Origin of the sequence: Rhodococcus spongiicola, from assembly GCF_004011835.1 — a bacterium.
Lineage (GTDB): Bacteria > Actinomycetota > Actinomycetes > Mycobacteriales > Mycobacteriaceae > Prescottella > Prescottella spongiicola.
The window spans coordinates 638,932-656,941 of sequence record NZ_RKLN01000001.1; the positions used below are offsets into that span (position 1 = coordinate 638,932).

General features: G+C 66.3%; 17 protein-coding genes and 1 pseudogene. 9 read left to right on the forward strand and 9 right to left on the reverse strand.

Annotated features, from left to right (window positions below):
• Nucleotides 1-234: 234 nt before the first annotated feature.
• Nucleotides 235-1,314 (forward strand): alpha/beta hydrolase, encoded by a 1,080-nt coding sequence (locus tag EF834_RS02975; RefSeq protein ID WP_127945618.1) that lies wholly within the window; start codon nt 235-237, stop codon nt 1,312-1,314.
• Between the two features lie 145 nt (nt 1,315-1,459).
• A complete protein-coding gene (locus tag EF834_RS02980) occupies nt 1,460-1,918 on the forward strand; it encodes a nitroreductase/quinone reductase family protein (protein WP_127945620.1) in 459 nt (152 codons plus the stop codon).
• Nucleotides 1,919-2,031: 113 nt separating this feature from the next.
• On the opposite strand, the gene EF834_RS18435 is transcribed toward EF834_RS02980, so the two are convergent.
• From EF834_RS18435 to pdxH, 6 genes and pseudogenes are all read right to left on the reverse strand, one after another.
• Nucleotides 2,032-2,409, reverse strand: a complete 378-nt coding sequence (locus EF834_RS18435; RefSeq protein ID WP_328590542.1) for an FKBP-type peptidyl-prolyl cis-trans isomerase — start codon at nt 2,407-2,409, stop codon at nt 2,032-2,034.
• Nucleotides 2,404-2,754: pseudogene (locus EF834_RS18440) on the reverse strand (FKBP-type peptidyl-prolyl cis-trans isomerase); the annotation flags it as partial. The pseudogene EF834_RS18440 and the gene EF834_RS18435, both read right to left, overlap by 6 nt.
• 28 nt (nt 2,755-2,782) lie before the next feature.
• Nucleotides 2,783-4,081, reverse strand: a complete 1,299-nt coding sequence (locus EF834_RS02990) for a citrate synthase (protein WP_127945624.1) — start codon at nt 4,079-4,081, stop codon at nt 2,783-2,785.
• A gap of 57 nt (nt 4,082-4,138) precedes the next feature.
• Nucleotides 4,139-5,071, reverse strand: a complete 933-nt coding sequence (locus EF834_RS02995) for a carbohydrate kinase family protein (protein ID WP_235870968.1) — start codon at nt 5,069-5,071, stop codon at nt 4,139-4,141.
• Nucleotides 5,064-6,344 (reverse strand): MFS transporter, encoded by a 1,281-nt coding sequence (locus EF834_RS03000; RefSeq protein ID WP_127945626.1) that lies wholly within the window; start codon nt 6,342-6,344, stop codon nt 5,064-5,066. Before EF834_RS03000 ends, EF834_RS02995 begins: the two co-directional genes overlap by 8 nt.
• Nucleotides 6,344-6,994 carry a pyridoxamine 5'-phosphate oxidase gene (gene pdxH, locus EF834_RS03005; RefSeq protein WP_127945628.1) on the reverse strand — a complete coding sequence of 217 codons (651 nt, stop codon included), beginning with the start codon at nt 6,992-6,994 and terminating at the stop codon, nt 6,344-6,346. The genes EF834_RS03000 and pdxH overlap by 1 nt, the downstream gene beginning before the upstream one ends.
• Before the next feature lie 287 nt (nt 6,995-7,281).
• Between pdxH and EF834_RS03010 the strand changes: the two genes are divergently transcribed.
• The 4 genes from EF834_RS03010 (at nt 7,282) to EF834_RS03025 (ending at nt 11,382) form a co-directional block, all read left to right on the forward strand.
• Entirely contained in the window at nt 7,282-8,409 is a 1,128-nt protein-coding gene (locus EF834_RS03010) for a citrate synthase 2 (RefSeq protein ID WP_127945630.1), read from the forward strand.
• A gap of 86 nt (nt 8,410-8,495) precedes the next feature.
• Complete coding sequence (serC, locus tag EF834_RS03015; protein WP_127945632.1) at nt 8,496-9,614, forward strand: phosphoserine transaminase; 1,119 nt, start codon at nt 8,496-8,498, stop codon at nt 9,612-9,614.
• Between the two features lie 188 nt (nt 9,615-9,802).
• On the forward strand, nt 9,803-10,663 hold the full coding sequence (sepH, locus tag EF834_RS03020; protein ID WP_206615161.1) for a septation protein SepH: 861 nt from the start codon (nt 9,803-9,805) through the stop codon (nt 10,661-10,663).
• Nucleotides 10,664-10,668: 5 nt separating this feature from the next.
• Nucleotides 10,669-11,382, forward strand: a complete 714-nt coding sequence (locus EF834_RS03025) for a DUF6928 family protein (RefSeq protein WP_127945636.1) — start codon at nt 10,669-10,671, stop codon at nt 11,380-11,382.
• Nucleotides 11,383-11,614: 232 nt separating this feature from the next.
• On the opposite strand, the gene EF834_RS03030 is transcribed toward EF834_RS03025, so the two are convergent.
• The 3 genes from EF834_RS03030 to EF834_RS03040 all read right to left on the reverse strand — a co-directional run bounded on the left by EF834_RS03030 (nt 11,615) and on the right by EF834_RS03040 (nt 13,971).
• The gene (locus tag EF834_RS03030) at nt 11,615-11,893 is read right to left on the reverse strand and encodes a DUF2537 domain-containing protein (protein ID WP_408014450.1); all 279 of its coding nucleotides are present in this window, start codon (nt 11,891-11,893) and stop codon (nt 11,615-11,617) included.
• Entirely contained in the window at nt 11,890-12,696 is an 807-nt protein-coding gene (locus tag EF834_RS03035) for a TrmH family RNA methyltransferase (protein WP_127945638.1), read from the reverse strand. Before EF834_RS03035 ends, EF834_RS03030 begins: the two co-directional genes overlap by 4 nt.
• Nucleotides 12,697-12,786: 90 nt before the next feature.
• The gene (locus EF834_RS03040; RefSeq protein WP_127945640.1) at nt 12,787-13,971 is read right to left on the reverse strand and encodes a thiolase family protein; all 1,185 of its coding nucleotides are present in this window, start codon (nt 13,969-13,971) and stop codon (nt 12,787-12,789) included.
• Between the two features lie 108 nt (nt 13,972-14,079).
• Between EF834_RS03040 and EF834_RS03045 the strand changes: the two genes are divergently transcribed.
• The 3 genes from EF834_RS03045 (at nt 14,080) to EF834_RS03055 (ending at nt 17,945) form a co-directional block, all read left to right on the forward strand.
• Nucleotides 14,080-15,297, forward strand: a complete 1,218-nt coding sequence (locus tag EF834_RS03045; RefSeq protein WP_127945642.1) for an acetyl-CoA acetyltransferase — start codon at nt 14,080-14,082, stop codon at nt 15,295-15,297.
• 101 nt (nt 15,298-15,398) lie between these two features.
• A complete protein-coding gene (locus EF834_RS03050; RefSeq protein WP_127945644.1) occupies nt 15,399-16,931 on the forward strand; it encodes a carotenoid oxygenase family protein in 1,533 nt (510 codons plus the stop codon).
• 9 nt (nt 16,932-16,940) lie between these two features.
• Nucleotides 16,941-17,945: a winged helix-turn-helix transcriptional regulator gene (locus EF834_RS03055; RefSeq protein ID WP_127945646.1), complete on the forward strand. Its 1,005-nt coding sequence runs from the start codon at nt 16,941-16,943 to the stop codon at nt 17,943-17,945.
• The last annotated feature ends 65 nt before the right edge of the window (nt 17,946-18,010 follow it).

Below are 18,010 nucleotides of genomic sequence, written 5' to 3' on the forward strand. Positions count from 1 at the left end.
CCTGACAGACACGACCTGACAGAAAGGGCGCCCCGGCCTCGGCCGGGGCGCCCTTCTTGGTTCTGGTGCTTGGTCCTGGTGATCCGGCTGGTCTACCTGACCTTCCCGTTCATCCAGCAATCTCGGACAACCTGTAGCAAATCGGGACATATAGCCGATACCGAAAGTGATATACACATCAGGACACCGGGGGGGCTGACACCTGCTCCCGTCCACTACCGAAGGCGAGAAAGCATGCGTGTAGCCAAGAAGTCCCATCGACTCAAAGCGGTGATCGGCGCCACCACGGCGACGGTCGCGGCACTGCCCGCCATCTTCGGGGGCGGCGTGGCCTCCGCGGAGACGCCGGCAAAGACCGACGCCGCGAACATCAAGGCCTCCGCGCAGGCGAACGGCGGCACCGAGCTCGTGTCCGCGACGCCTGGCAACGCAAGCAACAAGATGCGGCTGGTCGTCCGGTCCGAGTCGATGGGCCGCGACATCCCCTTCGAGGTCATCCGCCCGGCGGACACCTCGAAGCCGGCGCCCACGCTGTACCTCCTCAACGGCGCCGGCGGCGGCGAGGATTCGGCGTCGTGGCAGCTGCGGACCGACATCCCTGAGTTCTTCAGGGAGAAGCAGGTCAACGTCGTCACGCCGATGCAGGGCGCGTTCAGCTACTACACCGACTGGCAGAAGCCCGAGGAGGCTTTGCACGGCGTCAACAAGTGGGAGACCTTCCTGACGGAGGAACTGCCGCCGGTCATCGACTCCGCGCTCGGCACCACCGGCGTCAACGCCCTCGCCGGTATCTCGACATCTGGCACCTCGGTGTTCAACCTCGCGATCGCCAAGCCCGGCCTGTACGAGGCCGTCGGCGCCTACAGCGGCTGCGCAAGCACCATGGACCCCATGGGCCAGACCTACATTCAGATCGTCATCGCGGCGCGCGGCGCCGCTGATGTCGAGAACATGTGGGGGCCGATCGGCAGCGAAGACTGGATCGCACACGACCCGATCATCAACGCCGACAAGCTGCGCGGTACCGAAATCTACCTCTCGTCAGCGACCGGGCTGCCGGGGCCGCACGACACCCTCGACAGCGAAGGCATCAACGGCAGCATCCCCCGCCTGGCCGAGCGCGTGATCGTCGGAGGCATCATCGAAGCCGCGACCAACGAGTGCTCCCTTCGCATGGCTGGTCGTCTGGCCGACCTGCAGATCCCGGCTGTGGTCGATTTCAAGCCGGCCGGCACCCACTCCTGGGGCTACTGGGAGGACGACCTGCACAACTCGTGGCCGATGCTGGCCGCGGCGATGAACACCCCGGCGTAATTCGCACGACCTGACAGGAGGGGCGCCTCGGCTTCGGCCGGGGCGCCCTTTCGTCTCGACTCGGTGCACAGAGGCTTTGCCTCGAGTCGGTGCGCAGTGGTTCATACTGCGGTTGTCAACTGACGTCGAACGGAGGGAATCGGTCATGAGCTTTACCCATCCCCGCGGAACCCGAGGTGGACGGCAGCCGGGTGGACGCATGATTCGCTGGGTGAACAAGTTCGCGATGCGCAGCATACGGCGCAGCAGCGGGAAGTTCATGGGCGGGGACGCATTGGTTCTCACCACCGTCGGCCGCAAGAGTGGGCAGCCGCGCTCCACCCCCGTCAGCTGGTTCCAGGGGCTGGACGACAGTTGGGTCGTCGTCGCCTCCGCCGCCGGGGCTCGCTCCAACCCCGCCTGGTATCACAACCTGGCCGCGCACCCCGACCAAGTGACGATCGAGATGGCCGGACAGTCGATAGCCGTGACCGCACGGGAATTGCACGGCGAGGAGCGGGACCGGACATGGGAGACGATCAAGACGACCTATCCCCGGTTCGGTCAGTACCAGCAGAAGACCGACCGTCTCCTCCCGGTCATCGCCCTGACCCGCCGGTCCTGATCTTCGAGCCCCGCCGGTCCTGATCTTCGAGCCCCGCCGGTCCTGATCTTCGAGCCACGCAGGCCCCGCACCTACGAACGGTGCGGGGCCTGCCTGGCTCGTGCTGTCGACTGTCAGGTGTCGAGCAGGTCGATCACGAACACCAGCGTCTTACCCGACAGCTGATGGCCACCACCGGCGGGACCGTACGCGAGCTCCGGCGGAACCGTGAGCTTGCGACGACCGCCGACCTTCATGCCGGGGATGCCCTCTTGCCAGCCCGGGATCAGCCGACTCAACGGGAACTTCACAGAGTCGCCGCGCAGGAACGACGAGTCGAACACCTCGTTCGTTTCGTACTCGACCCCGTGGTAATGCACGTCCACGATCCCACCAGGCTGAGCCTCGGCGCCCTCGCCGACGGTGATGTCCTCGATCACCAGCTCGGCCGGGGCGGGGCCCTCGGACGGCGCGATGACCGGCGGCTCAGGCGGTACGACAACGTCGAGCAGGTCGATCACGAACACCAGCGTCTTGCCCGACAGCTGATGGCCACCACCGGCAGGACCGTACGCGAGCTCAGGCGGGATGGTCAGCTGGCGACGACCGCCGACCTTCATGCCCGGGATGCCCTCCTGCCAGCCGGCGATGAGCCCTTGCAACGGGAAGGCGATGGACTCGCCGCGGCTCCACGACGAGTCGAACTCCTCGCCGGATTCGAACTCGACACCGACGTAGTGCACCTCGACCTTGGCGCCGGGCGTGGCCTCCGGGCCGTCGCCGATGACGAGGTCTTTGATTACGAGTTCGGTGGGCGGGGGACCCTCCTGGAACTCGATCTCGGGCTTGCTGCTCATGATTTGTCCGATCGGTCGGGCGGAACGGTCAGCGGGCCGATAGGTCGACGTAGCCGCGCTGGGTGTAGCCGGTGTAAATCTGACGCGGACGGCCGATCTTGGTCGCCGGATCCTCGTGCATCTCACGCCAGTGCGCGATCCAGCCGGGCAGGCGGCCGAGCGCGAACAGAACCGTGAACATGCGCGTCGGGAAGCCCATCGCGCGGTAGATCAGACCTGTGTAGAAGTCGACGTTCGGGTACAACTTGCGATCGATGAAGTACTCGTCCGTGAGCGCCGTCTCCTCGAGGTTCATCGCGATCTCGAGGAGCTTGTCGTCGCCACCGAGCTTGTCGAGCACCGAGTGCGCGGTCTGCTTGACGAGCGCGGCACGGGGATCGTAGTTGCGGTAGACGCGGTGACCGAAGCCCATGAGCTTCACGCCGTCTTCCTTGTTCTTGACCTTGCGGACGAACTCCTTGACGTCACCGCCGCTGGCAGCGATCTCGTCGAGCATCTCGAGCACAGCCTGATTGGCCCCACCGTGGAGCGGACCCCACAGCGCGTTGATGCCCGCGGAAACCGACGTGAACAGGTTCGCATCGGAGGAGCCGACCATGCGGACCGTCGACGTCGAACAGTTCTGCTCGTGGTCGGCATGCAGGATCAGCAGCATGTCGAGGGCCTTGGCGACCTCGGGGTCGACCTCGTACGGCTCGGCCGGGAAGCCGAACGTCATGCGGAGGAAGTTCTCGACGAGGCTCAGCGAGTTGTCCGGGTACAGGAAGGGCTGACCGACCGACTTCTTGTAGGCGTAGGCCGCGATCGTGGGCAGCTTCGCGAGGAGCCGGATCGTGGACAGCTCGACCTGCTCCGGGTCGTCCGGGTCCAACGAGTCCTGGTAGTAGGCGGACAGCGCGTTGACCGCACTCGAGAGCACCGGCATCGGGTGCGCGTTGCGCGGGAAACCGTCGAAGAAACGCTTGAGGTCTTCGTGTAGCAGGGTATGGCGACGGATCCTGTCGGTGAATACCTCCAGCTGTGACTGCGTGGGCAGCTCCCCGTAAATCAGCAGGTAGCTGACCTCGATGAACGAAGAGCGCTCGGCGAGTTCCTCGATGGGGTACCCGCGGTAGCGGAGAATCCCCTTCTCGCCGTCGATGTAGGTGATAGCGGAACTGGTGGACGCGGTGTTGACGAAGCCCGGGTCGAGCGTCGTGTAACCCGTGTCGGCAAGGAGCTTGCCCAGCTCGATGCCGTCGTTGCCTTCAGTCGCCTTGGCGATGGACATCGTGTGCTCGCCACCGGGGTAGCTGAGTGTCGGCTTGTTGTCATTCTCAGCGGGCACGGAAGGATCCCTCTCAAACTCAGACCAGCGAGTAACTTCGTAGCGTTCAAGTAGAAACTAGTCGCCCGTGAGCTGCGATGCCCACGGAGGGTCCGCCCCAGGCCGCGAAACCGTGACCGCTGCGGCACGAGCGGCGAATTCCAGGGCGCCCTGCCATTGTCCCCCGTCGAGCGCCGCCACCGAAGTCCTACTGAGAAGTTCGTGATCGGCGAACCAGTGCAGTAGCGCACCGTGAACCGTGTCACCAGCACCGATGGTGTCCGCCACCGGTACCCCGCGCCCGGGAACCTGCACGTGCAGACGCGGAGTCCGCACGCTCAGCCCGTCTGCGCCATGCGTAGTGACGATCGCGGCGACGCCACGTTCGAGCCACTGCTCGGGCGTCGTCCCGTCCAACCCCTGCCCCAGCCAGTACACGTCGTCGTCGGAGACCTTCACGACGTCGACCGCTGACAACAGGTCGACGAAACGCCGACGGTAATCGTCGGGGAATACCGCAGGACGGATGTTCGGGTCGAGAACGGTCAACCGTCCCTCGTCGTGGCTGCGGCACAGCAGATCGGCATAGACACTCGCGCCGGGTTCGAACACGAGTGACAGCGTCCCGAACGACACCGCGGCTACCGACTCGGGAAGCGGACCGGGTCCGGTGACCAACCGATCGGCGGTGCCGTCGGCGTAGAAGGTGTAGCGCGCACTGCCGTCGGGGTCGATACCGGTGACCGCGAGCGTGGTGGGCTCGGGTCCACGCTGGACGAGTTCGACGTTCACTCCCGATGCGGTCAGTGCCGCGATCAGTTGCTCCCCGAACGGGTCGGTGGAGATGCGCGAACAGAAGCCGACCGGACTGCCGAGGCGTCCAACGGTCACCGCCACATTGAACGGTCCGCCGCCCAGACGAGCCCCGAACGTCTGGGCACCGGTCGGCACGAGATCGACGAGGGCCTCACCGCACACGGTGATCGTCGGGCAGATGCCCACCTCAGACACTCTCAGGCACTCCTTCTCTGCTGACGCGGTACCGCACGAATGCCGGGAAGGCCAGGACGGCGACGACGACTCCGACCACGACCAGGACGCCTCCGCCGGCCGCCGCGACCGCGGTGCCGAAGTAGTATCCCGCAACACCGTGCAGGACGTCGCCGATGCGTGGGCCACCGGCTACGACGACCGTGAACACCCCCTGCAGTCGTCCGCGCATGTCGTCGGTGGCCACTTGCTGGAGCATCGTGTTGCGCAACGCCATCGAGACCATGTCGACGGCACCACCGAACGCAAGGAAGGCGAGCGCGAGCCCCAGCAGGATCACCGACGTGCCGGGCTCGGAGAAACCGACGACGACCCCGAACCCCACCATCGCCAGGCCCCATAGCGCGACACAGACCACCACCGCCCGCCCCTGAAAACGGATCCGCGGCAGCCATCCGGAGAACACCCCACCGAGTACCGCGCCCGCCGACATCGCAGCGAACAGCAGACCGAGCGCGATTCCACCGTCCAGCGGGTCCCCGAAGGAGTCGTGGGCGATCTCCGGGAAGAGCGCGCGCGGCATACCGAATACCATCGCGACGATGTCGACGACGAACGACGCCAGCAAGATCTTCTGGGTCGCGAGGTAGGCGAATCCCTCCCCCACTACCCGCAGGCCGGCGCGGCGGGCCGGACCGGTCGGCGGCAGCGCGGGCAACTTCATCACCGCCCACAGTGTCGCGAGCAGTGCGATCGAGTCGATCAGATACACCTCGGCCAACCCGATCACCGGGATGAGGACACCGGCGAGCAGCGGTCCGGCAATGGCACCGAACTGCATCACCGTGATGTTGAGCGAGTTCGCCGCCGGTAGGTCCCGCGCCGGCAGCAGCCGCGGGATGATGGCGCTGCGTGTGGGCGAGTTGACCGCGAAGAACACCTGCTGCACAGAGAACAGAGACAAGAGCAGCCAGACGTTGTTCAGGTTCGCGGCGGCCTGCAGCCACAGCAACAGCGACGTTCCGATCAACCCGAGCGTCGTGATGATGATCAGTTTGCGGCGGTCCATGACGTCGGCGAGCGCCCCGCCCCACAGTCCGAACAGCACCAGCGGCACGAGGCCGAACAGACCCGCAAGCCCGACGTGGGCGGAGCTCTGCGTGATCGAGAAGATCTGCAACGGCACCGCGACGACAGTCAGCTGGCCCCCGATGACGGTGACGATGCCGCTGACCCACAGCCGCCGATAGTCGGGGTTGCGAAGCGGAGTGACGTCGGCGAGCAGTCCACCCATTACGGTTGCAAACGCTCGACCATCCACGCGTCGTCGATCAAGCGGGTACGGACGCGGTTGTGCATCCGGTTGGGTCGGCCCTGCCAGAACTCGACCGACTCCGGCCGGATCCGGAACCCACCCCAGTACGGGGGGACCGGGACGTCGGAGTCAATGGCGTGCCGTTGTCCCGCGTCGACGAGTTGGGCCTCGAGATCCGCACGCGACGCGATCGGCCGCGACTGCCGCGAGGCCCACGCACCCAGGCGCGAGCCACGCGGGCGGCTGTTCCAGTACTCGGCCGTGACCTCGGCGCTGGTGCGTTCCACGGGGCCCCGGATCGTGATCTGGTGAGCCAGTGGAATCCACGTGAACGTCACCGACGCATACGGCGTCGCGGTGAGTTGTCTGCCCTTGTCGGATTCGTAGTTGGTGAAGAACAGCACGCCGTCAGCGCCGATGCCCTTGCACAACACGGTCCTGGTGCACGGGTGGCCGTCGGCATCGACGGTGCCGAGCACCATCGCGTTGGGCTCGGGAAGTCCCGCCTCGACCGCCTGCTCGATCCACCTGCGTGCCAGCGCCACCCAACCGCCGTCGAGCCAGGTTGGCTCCAGATCAGGCTCGACGACGGGCCGTTCGGGCCCGATCTCGCCGTAGCTCGTCCTCATTGCGGAGAGATCGGAGCTCCGGGAACCTCTGCGACGGGAATCTGACGACACAGGTGCAGACGCTACTCCCGGGTACGCGCTGGCCAGGCCACCGGCAGGACCGGCTAGAGTTTGGGCTGTACCCGGCGACAGTCTTCGTTCCTCCCGGGTGAGCACAGGGAAGCACGAAATGCGTGGATGGGCGCGGACCAGTCGGACGGATCGCGGATCGAGTGGTCGAAAGCCGAATCAGCACAAGGCAGTGCGGCTCTCACGGGCGGCACGGGGATGAGGAGAGTCCAGGAGCAATGGCACCCAGCGCTGCAGTACCCGAGGATTTCGTCAGTGGCCTCGAGGGCGTCGTCGCCTTCACCACCGATATCGCCGAGCCGGACAAGGATGGCGGCGCACTGCGCTACCGAGGCGTCGACATCGAAGATCTGGTAGGCCGTCGGGTCACGTTCGGCGACGTGTGGGCGCTGCTGGTCGACGGCAAATTCGGTGAGGGCCTGCCTCCAGCCGAGCCGTTCCCGCTCCCCATCCACACCGGTGATGTCCGTGTCGACGTACAGGCCGGCCTTGCGATGCTTGCCCCGATTTGGGGCTACCAGCCGCTCCTCGACATCGACACCGATACAGCACGCGAGAACCTCGCCCGTGCCTCGGTGATGGCGTTGTCGTACGTCGCGCAGTCTGCGCGCGGCATATACCAGCCGGCCGTACCGCAGAAGGTCATCGACGAGTGCGGCACCGTGACCGCGCGCTTCATGACCAGGTGGAAGGGCGACCCGGATCCACGACACATCGAAGCCATCGACGCGTACTGGGTCTCGGCTGCCGAACACGGCATGAACGCGTCCACCTTCACCGCGCGCGTGATCGCCTCCACCGGAGCCGACGTCGCGGCGTCGCTGTCCGGCGCGATCGGCGCGATGTCGGGCCCGCTGCACGGCGGTGCCCCGGCCCGCGTGTTGCCGATGATCGAGGAGACCGAGCGCACCGGCGACGCCCGCGCGCTCGTCAAGGGCATCCTCGACCGCAAGGAAAAGCTCATGGGGTTCGGCCACCGGGTGTACCGGGCCGAGGACCCGCGCGCCCGGGTGCTCCGCGACACCGCCAAGCGCCTGAACGCGCCCCGATTCGAGGTGGCCGCGGCACTCGAGCAGGCCGCGCTCGCCGAACTTCGCGAGCGCCGCCCGGATCGCGCGATCGAGACGAACGTCGAGTTCTGGGCGGCAGTGATCCTCGACTTCGCCGAGGTTCCCGCGCACATGATGCCCGCGATGTTCACCTGCGGTCGCACCGCCGGATGGTGCGCGCACATCATGGAGCAGAAGCGTCTGGGCAAGCTGGTCCGCCCGGCCGCGATCTACACCGGCCCCGAACCCCGCACCCCCGAATCGGTCGAGGGCTGGGACCGGATTTCGGGCAACTAGAACCGCTGGTCGTCCGACCAAATCCGAGCACTACAGGCACCAGCACTACAGGCACGAGCACTACAGGCAAAGGACAACCCGCACCGATGAGCACACCGATCATCCCCGCCGACCTCAAGCCCAATGACGGCCGCTTCGGTTGCGGACCGTCCAAGGTCCGCCCCGAACAGTTGCAGTCCCTGGTCGATGTCGGCGCTTCGGTGTTCGGCACCAGCCACCGGCAAAAGCCCGTCAAGGACGTCGTCGCACGCGTGCGCTCTGGTCTGCGCGAGCTGTTCTCTCTGCCCGACGGCTACGAGGTCGTCCTCGGTAACGGCGGCACCACCGCGTTCTGGGATGCGGCTGCGTTCGGCCTGATCCGGGAGCGTTCGCAGCACTTCACCTACGGCGAGTTCTCATCGAAGTTCGCGGCGGTCGCAAAGAACAACCCGCTCATCGGTGACCCGGTCGTCGTCTCGAGCGACCCGGGTAGTGCACCGGAGATCGTCGCCGACGGTTCCGTCGACCTCATCGGATGGGCCCACAACGAGACCTCGACGGGTGTCGCCGTGCCGGTGACTCGTCCGGCAGGCTCGGAGAACGCGCTCATCGCGATCGATGCGACGTCGGGTGCCGGCGGTCTGCCGGTCAACCCTGCCGACGCGGACGTCTACTACTTCGCGCCGCAGAAGTGCTTCGCCGCCGACGGTGGCCTGTGGATCGCCCTGATGAGCCCGGCTGCGCTCGAGCGCGTCGCCGAGATCAAGGACTCGGGCCGCTGGGCACCAGATTTTCTGTCGCTGCCGATCGCGATCGACAACTCCACCAAGGACCAGACTTACAACACCCCGGCGCTGGCAACGCTGCTGCTGTTCGCCGACCAGATCGAATGGATGAACAGCAACGGCGGCCTGGACTGGACCACCGGCCGTACCAAGGACTCGTCGTCGCGCCTCTACCAGTGGGCGGAGGCCTCCGAGTACGCGACGCCGTTCGTCGCCGATCCAGCGTTGCGGTCTCAGGTCGTCGGCACCATCGACTTTGCCGAGTCGGTGGACGCCGCTCAGGTCGCGAAGGTCCTCCGGGCCAACGGCATCGTCGACACCGAGCCGTACCGCAAGCTCGGCCGGAACCAACTGCGGATCGGCATGTTCCCGGCGATCGATCCCGCCGACGTCACCCAGCTGACCAAGAGCATCGATTGGGTCGTCTCCCAACTCGGCTAGTTCTCACCCTCGGCAAGACACCTACGACTCAACGACGGCCGACTCACCGACGGCTGTGAGTCACTGAGGGCTGCGACACGCGAACGGGGAGACACGCGGTGTATGCGTGTCCTTCCGGGCTCGACCGTCACAGATGAATTACAGTCGATCTTGGAATGATCGCGGTAGGCGCGATGAGGAGGACGAACGTGCGAGAGCTGCGAGTGATCGGACTCGAACCGGGCGGCGCGCATGTGGTGTGTTCGGAGCCCGAAACGGGAGCGAAGTTCCGGATTCCGGCCGACGACAAGCTCCGCGCCGCTTCGCGCGGCGACATCGCGCGGCTCGGTCAGATCGAGATCGAGACGGACAGCCAGATGCGGCCCCGCGACATCCAGGCACGGATCCGCGCCGGCGCCTCCATCGAACAGGTCGCCGAGGAGTCGAGTGTTCCGCTTTCCAGAGTGGAGCGCTTCGCCTACCCGGTCCTGCTCGAGCGCTCCCGAGCCGCGGACATGGCCAAGGGCGGTCACCCGATCCTGCCCGACGGCCCGGCTGTAGACACCCTCGCCGAGATCGTGGGGCAGGCGTTTCGTGCCCGCGGCCATGACCTCGACGCCGCCGCATGGGACGCCTGGAAGGACGAGGAGGGCCACTGGGTGGCTCAGCTGCAGTGGCAGGCCGGACGCACCGTCAACGCGGCGCACTGGCGGTTCCAGCCGGACTCGCACGGCGGTAATGTCACGGCGCTGGACGACACTGCAACCCAGCTCGTCGATCCGGACTTCGGTCGGTCCCTGCGCGGGCTCGTGCCCGTTCCCCAGGACGGCGCGTGCGGTCTGGCCGAGTTCGAGCAGGACCACCAGGACGATCACGACGCAGCGGCAGAACCCCCGATCTCGTTGGCAGACGATGCCGTCGACGACGACATCATCGAGGTCGCCGACGGTGCCGAGCCCGAACCCAAGGTCGCGCCGCAGCAAACGCCCGGAAAGGACAAGCGCGGCAAGCCGGCCCTTCCGTCCTGGGACGACGTCCTGCTGGGCGTTCGGAGTAACGGACGCGGCTGACGCCGGTGTCGGGGGTCAACGCTTCCACGCTCTGGTACGTCGACGTCGACGATCCCATCGCCGCTCTGCGGGATGCGACGCCCGACCGAGACGCTGCACAGGCGCTCGCCGTCCAGTTGCACCCGGGTCTCGAAGTGACACGTCTTGGAGACGAATCTCTCTCCGAAGCAACGGAGCTCGAAGAGGGAGAGATTGTCGTCGGGTGTTTTGCCGGGGTCTCGATCGTCCGAACGGGCGAATCGCTCCCCCCGGCACCCTCATCTTTAGTCGAACACTGGATCGACCCGACCGGCTCCCGCCATACCTATCTGTACTCCTCGAGTTCTGTGACGGGAGTCGGTTCGTGGGGCGCGTTCGCGCACTGGGACGGTGCGGAACTCAAACGATCGTTCAGCGCCACACCGATTCACATCATCGAGGACCTCGGCCTACCCCAGGTGTGGGAGCGCCCGTTCTGGGCGGGCGAGCACCCCATGCAGCCGTCGGTCGACGTACTACCCGATCCACAGACACTGCCTTTCGATCCGGCCGAGTTCGCCGAGGCAGCCTCCCGTGCGTGGCTGGGTGAGGAGCTGAACCCTGCATCGATCAGCGTGTCCCGGTTCGCCATCTACCCCGCCGGCGATATCCCTGTGTCGGTGCAGCGCCTCACCGGCCGTGAGCAGACACGTCCGAAGCGGCGGTCGCTCCTCGCACGCCTGTTCCGCGACGGGCACTGAGACAGGGACAAACGAAACGGCCCAGCCAGGTCTGGAACCTAGTTGGGCCGTTCTCTCACTGTGACGGATCTAGTGGGCTTCGAGATCGGTTCGGGCGCCGAGTCTGTTGGCTACTTCCCTTCGTCTTCCTCTCGTCCCAGATACGCGATCACGGGTTTGCCTTCCCCGAGTGCAGATCTTTGATCGTCTTCCGGACTCCAGCGACGACGAGCGCGGCCCAGGCACTGAATGGTCAAAACGCGCCGACAAGCAGCGCGGTCCATCCGGACACCACTCCCACGGCCACACCGTAGACAACCCATCGCCACACCGGGGCGCGCCGCCACCGCCACAGGGTCGGCGCTGCACCGCCGACAACCACCAGGTTGAATCCCGCGCCGAGCAGCGGATGGATGTTCGCCAGAGCAGTACCGAACGCGACCACGCCGACGAGCGTGAAGATCGCGGCGAAGGCGCTGACGAGCAACCCCGTGCCCCACGGGGTCGGCTCGGCCTCGGTACCCACCGTCACGGCGCCGTCCGTGTACGTTCGTAGAACGCCATAGCCGCGGCAGTCGAGACATTGAGCGAGTCGGTGCCCGGTGCCATCGGGATTCGGGCACGAACATCGGTGGCTCGCATGGCGTGTTCAGTCAACCCGGGCCCCTCCGCACCGAGCAGAACCGCGACCTTCTCGCCGGTCATGGCGTGTGCAAGCGGTACCGCCGTTGGGTTCGGAGTCAGCGAAATCAGCTGGAATCCTCTGTCACGCAGAACGTTCAGACCGCGTGGCCAATCCGGTACCCTCGCAAACGGCACCCTCAGCACGTGCCCCATCGACACCCGCACCGCCCGGCGATAGAGCGGGTCGGCACACGCGGCACCGAAAAGGATTGCGTCCGCACCGAGACCCGCGGCGTTGCGGAACATCGAACCGATGTTCTCGTGGTCGTTGACGCCCTCGAGGATCGCTACCGTCCGAGCTTCGCGAAGGACATCCTCGAGGTCCAGCACGGGCGGACGGTGGGCCGCGGCCAGCACGCCCCGGTTGAGATGGAATCCGACCACCTCCGCCATGACCTCGGCGGAGGTTCGATAGAACGGTACGTCGACTTCCGTAAGGTCCTCGGACAGCTCACCGAGCCGTCGGTCGACCCCCAACAGACTGATCGGCGAGAACCGGGACGCCAGCATCCGCTGCGCCACCAACACACCCTCGGCGATCACCAACCCCTTGCCCTCGGGCAGGTCGGGTCGGCGGTCGGACGAGTTGAGATCTCGATAATCGTCCAACCGCGGGTCGGACGGGTCTGCGATGTCGATGACGTGAACCACGGATCTATCGTGCCGTATGCCGTCTGGCGGCGCGGTGGCCGTCGGTCCAGCCCACGCACCGGACCTGGCGGTTCGTGCCGGCCGGACGCATCATTCGAGTCGGCGCAACACGAGGGCCGATCCCAGCCCGAGTGCGGCCGGGATCGTGACAAGTGCATGCTCACCGTCGACTCGACGCAACGTGTCGAGCGCGGTGACGAGGAGGTTGCCACCGGTCGCGCCGAGCGGGTGACCGACGGCAAGGGCGCCACCGGTCGGATTCACACAACGGGGATCGAGATCGAACTCGCGCATCATCAGCAACGGACTGACCGCGAAGGATTCGTTGGCCTCGACGGTGTCGAGGTCCCGGGCCTCGATACCGGCCCGGCGCAGTGCATCCCGGGCAGCATCGATGGGAGCATCCAGCAACGGAGAACGGACGGCGCGATGTGAGACCGCCACGATCTCGGCGACGGGTCGGCAGCCGAGTCGGCTCGCTGCCGAAGGGTGCGCGATCACAGCCGCCGATGCGCCGTCCGCGAGTTGAGGTGCGGTCGCGATCGAGTGCAGACCCGCGGACGGGCGTTCGAGCGTCGGGATTCTTCGCTGCACCCGACCCCACCCGGCGTCGTCGCCGAACAGTGCCGGCAGCGCTGCAAATTGTTCGACAGTGGCCTCGGGGCGAGCCCCCTCATCTGCGGTGAGAAGCACGTCGTCGCCGGATCGGGCCGGGACCACCGCGTCCGAGGGCGACGCCTTCAACGCACGGTGATGTGATTCGACGGCCCAGGAGTCCAGGGCATCCCGGGTGATGCCATATGCGGCGGCGGTCGCGTCCGCCGACACGCCGATGGTCACGAAGCCGGTGGACTCCCCCAGGTCTTGATCTGTCGCGATCGCCGGGTCATCCGAGAGCAACGGCACCCGCGACATCGATTCGACACCGCCCGCGACGAGCACACCCGCCTGCCCGGCGACGACCTTCGCAGCAGCGGTCGCGAGTGCCTCTATTCCTGAACAGCACAGACGCGAGACGACGGTGCCACCGACCGTGTCCGGCCACCCGACTGCCAGAGCCGATGCCCGGGCGATATTGCCGGCCTGCTCTCCGCTGACGGTGCTCACGCCGAGGACAATCTCGTCGACGATCGACGGGTCGAGGGAGCGTTCGTCGAGCGCGGTCAGCAACTGCCCGAACAGTGCGTGTGGACGGATGCCGGCGAGCGAACCACCCTCACGCCGTACCTGGCCGCGGGGTAGTCGGACGGCGTCGTAGACCATTGCCCTCGTCATCGAGTCACCACCTCTGACCTTCCTCGCGAATTTGTGGCCCGTATCACTCTGTTAGTTGTAGTCTCGACCCAACGGAACCGCAAGACCTGCAGGAAGAACCCGGCTGACATGACTGTTGACACGATCCGAGTAATCGGTGGCTACCAGACGGACTTCGCCCGAAACCTCACCCGGGAGGGGCTCGACATCGCAGACCTCGTTCGCGAGGTCGTCGAGGGCACCCTCGCTGACGCCGAACTCGACGCCGACGCCGTCGGCGTCGTGCACGTCGGGAACGCGTTCGGCCAACTGTTCACGGGCCAGGGGCACCTGGGCGCCATGCCGGCGTCGGTGGTCCCCGACCTGTGGTGTGTGCCCGCGAGCAGACACGAGGGCGCCTGCGCGTCGGGGTCTCTCGCACTCCTGGCAGCGATGGCGGACCTCGAGTCCGGCCGCTACGACTGCGCCCTCGTGATCGGGGCAGAACTCGAGAAGACCGTGCCGACCGATGCGGGAGCTCGGCACATGGGCGCCGCGGCGTGGGTGGGACGCGAAGGGCAGAACGCAAAGTTCATCTGGCCGTACATGTTCGACCAGATCGCCGACGAGTACGACCGGCGGTTCGGTCTCGACGACCGGCATCTGTGGGCCATCGCGGAACTCAACGCGCGCAACGCCGGCCGCAACCCTCTCGCGCAGACCCGGCACTGGCAGCGTGACGCGGCATCGTTCAGCAGCGACCCGGTGGCCAACCCTCCTGTCGAGGGCCGCCTCCGCAAGGCTGACTGCGGGCCGATCACCGACGGCGCCGCCGGGGTTGTCCTGGTACGACCCGATCACCCTGCCGCGCAGCGGAGTCCCGCAGTGCAGTCGAAGATCCTCGGGTGGGGCCACCGGACAGTGGGACTTTCCTTGGCAGACAAACTCTCCCGAAGTAGCGGTGACAAGTACGTGCTCCCACATGTGCGCGAGACCATCAATGACGCGTTCGCTCGCGCCGGCATGACCGACGTCGGCGACCTCGACCTGATCGAGACTCATGACTGCTTCACCATCAGCGAGTACCTCGCCATCGACCACTTCGGTATCACTGCGCCGGGCGAGAGTTGGCGAGCCGTCGAGGAGGGCGCCCTCGAGATCGACGGACGGATTCCGGTCAATCCCAGCGGCGGCCTCCTCGGCGTCGGGCACCCGGTCGGTGCGACCGGTATCAGGATGCTTTTCGACTGTCACCGGCAGGTGACCGGCCGTGCGGACGCAAATCAGGTGGAGGGAGCACATCGCGCTGCAATGCTGAATATCGGCGGAAGTACGGCAACGACAGCAAGTTTCATTCTCGGACGCTGACACTCTCGGGCACTGACATTTTCGGACACTGACATTTTCGGACACTGACATTTTCGAACACTGACACTCTCGGATACTGATCGGCACAGGAGACGAAGAACATGGAGATCGAGGTACTCGGGCGCGCACTGACGACGCTACCCGCGGACGACGACCACCCCTACCGGACCGGAGCCTGGCGCCCCCAGAGCATCGAGCGAAGCGCCGACGCTCTCGAGGTCGTCGGGGAACTGCCGCCGGACCTCGACGGGGTCTACCTGCGTAACACCGAGAATCCGGTACACCCGGCACTCGACGGCAGGTACCACCCGTTCGACGGTGACGCCATGATCCATGCGGTCGGCTTTCGCGACGGAAAGGCGTTCTACCGCAACCGCTTCGTGAAGACCGACGGCTTCCTGGCGGAACAGGCCGCGGGAGGTGCTCTGTGGGCCGGCATCGCGGAGCGTCCGGAACGCTCGATCCGTCAGGACGGTTGGGGCGCACGCGGAAGGATGAAGGACGCATCCAGCACGGACGTGGTCGTGCACAACGGTGTTGCGCTCACGAGTTTCTGGCAGTGCGGCGACCTCTACCGGCTCGAACCGACGACGCTCGAGACCCTGGGCAAGGCGACCTGGGGCGGTCAGTTCCCGACCAGCCAAGGAGTGTCGGCACACCCCAAGGTCGACGACCGAACCGGTGAAATGTTGTTCTTCAACTACGGAACCGAGGCGCCGTACATGCACTACGGCGTCATCGACTCCGACGACCGTCTGGTCCACTACGTCGACATCGAACTGCCCGGTCCCCGACTGCCGCACGACATGGCATTCACCGACAACTACGCGATCCTCAACGACTGCCCGTTGTTCTGGCTGCCCGAAGCGCTCGCAGCGGGCAAGTACAGGCCGAAGTTCCATCCGGACATGCCTCTGCGGCTCGGCGTGATTCCACGGCGCGGAACGTCCGACCAGATCCGCTGGTTCGAGGCCTCGTCCACGTACGTCCTGCACTGGACCAACGCATACGAGAGCGGCGACGAGATCGTCCTCGAGGGCTTCCATCAGGAGTACCCGGAACCGGAGGACAACGGCGAGGGTGGGATCTACCAGCGACTGTTCCGGTCCCTCGCGCTCGACCGAATGGGCACACACCTGCACCGGTGGCGCCTGAACCTACGCACGGGCGAAGTACGGGAGGAACGCCTTTCGGAGACGGTGACCGAGTTCGGGATGATCAACCCCCACCATGCCGGTAGGCAGCACCGCTACACCTACTCCGCGACCGGCGTCCCCGGCTGGTTCTTGTTCGACGGTCTGGTCAGGCACGACACGCTCACCGGCCGCGAGGACCGGTACTCGTTCGGCGAAGGCGTCTTCGGTAGCGAGACGGCGATGGCTCCTCGCGTCGGCGGGAAGGGCGAGGACGACGGGTATCTGGTGACGATCGTGTCGGACGTCGACAGAGACCTGTCGGAGTGCTTGGTGTTCGACGCCGCCAACGTCGCCGACGGCCCCGTGGCGCGGATCCGGTTGCCGGAGCGCATATCCAGCGGTACGCATTCGACGTGGGCGCCGGGGGCGGACCTGCCGCACTGGCGGGCCTACGACGACCCCACGGTGGCGATGGGGTTCGATCGACCCGGACTATAGTCCTGAGAGATGCCCGATGAGCTTGCGCCCGATGCCGGACCGACGTCTCCGTCGGCCGGGCGCAAGCTCGACCCGGGCGGAGACAACGCGATCGCCGTGACGCTCGGCCTGCTCGGCGACGAGTGGAATCTGTGGATACTGCGTCATTCCTTCCAGGGCGCCAAACGCTACAGCGACTGGATGCGCATCGGCGGAATCTCGCACGCGGTCCTGTCCTCGCGGCTCGCGACCCTCACCGGGGCAGGGATACTCGACCGAATTCGTTATCGGGACAAGCCACCTCGGTACGAGTACCGCCGCACAGCATGTGGTCAGCAGTTGTGGTCGGTTCTGTTGACCGTGTGGTCGTGGGAGTTGCGGTGGACACCCGACGAGGGCGTCCTACCGCTCATGCGTCACATCACCTGCGACAGCCACTTCACCCCACTCCTGTTGTGCGCGTCCTGCGGCCGTCCCGCGGGCTTGGGCGACGTCGTCGCCGAGATGGGACCCAGCGGCGGATGGACCCGTAGTGTCCCCGCAGCAACGAGCCGACGTCGATCCAGCGGTGCCGCCCGTATGCCACGGGTGGTGCCGCAGACCATGGAACTGCTCGGCAACCGGTGGTCGGCCGCGATGCTGGGGGCCGCGTTCTTCGGCGCCACGCGCTACAGCGAATTCGCCGAGCGGATGCAGGCGTCTCCTACCATCGTGGCGGATCGACTGCGCACGTTCACCGAACTCGGCGTTCTACGCGAATGTCCCAACACAGAACGCGCCGACCGGGTGACGTACCAATTGACCGAGAAGGGCCGGGCCTTCTTCCCGGTCGTGGTGTCGATGATCGCGTGGGGTCAGCGCTGGTTCCGGGCGCCCGAGGGCGACGCGATCGCCTTCGCGCACACCACTTGCGGAGACGCATTCACTCCACGGCTGGCGTGCAGTGAATGCGGTCTCGAACTGGACGCGCCAACGGTTTCGGTGGAGAGCCGAACCACGGACGTTCCCCGCGGCCGGACACCGAATACCTTCTGACGTCGCGGCGGTCGGAACGAAAAAACCTGGGCCCGAATCTGTTCGAGCCCAAGTCACAACAGTCG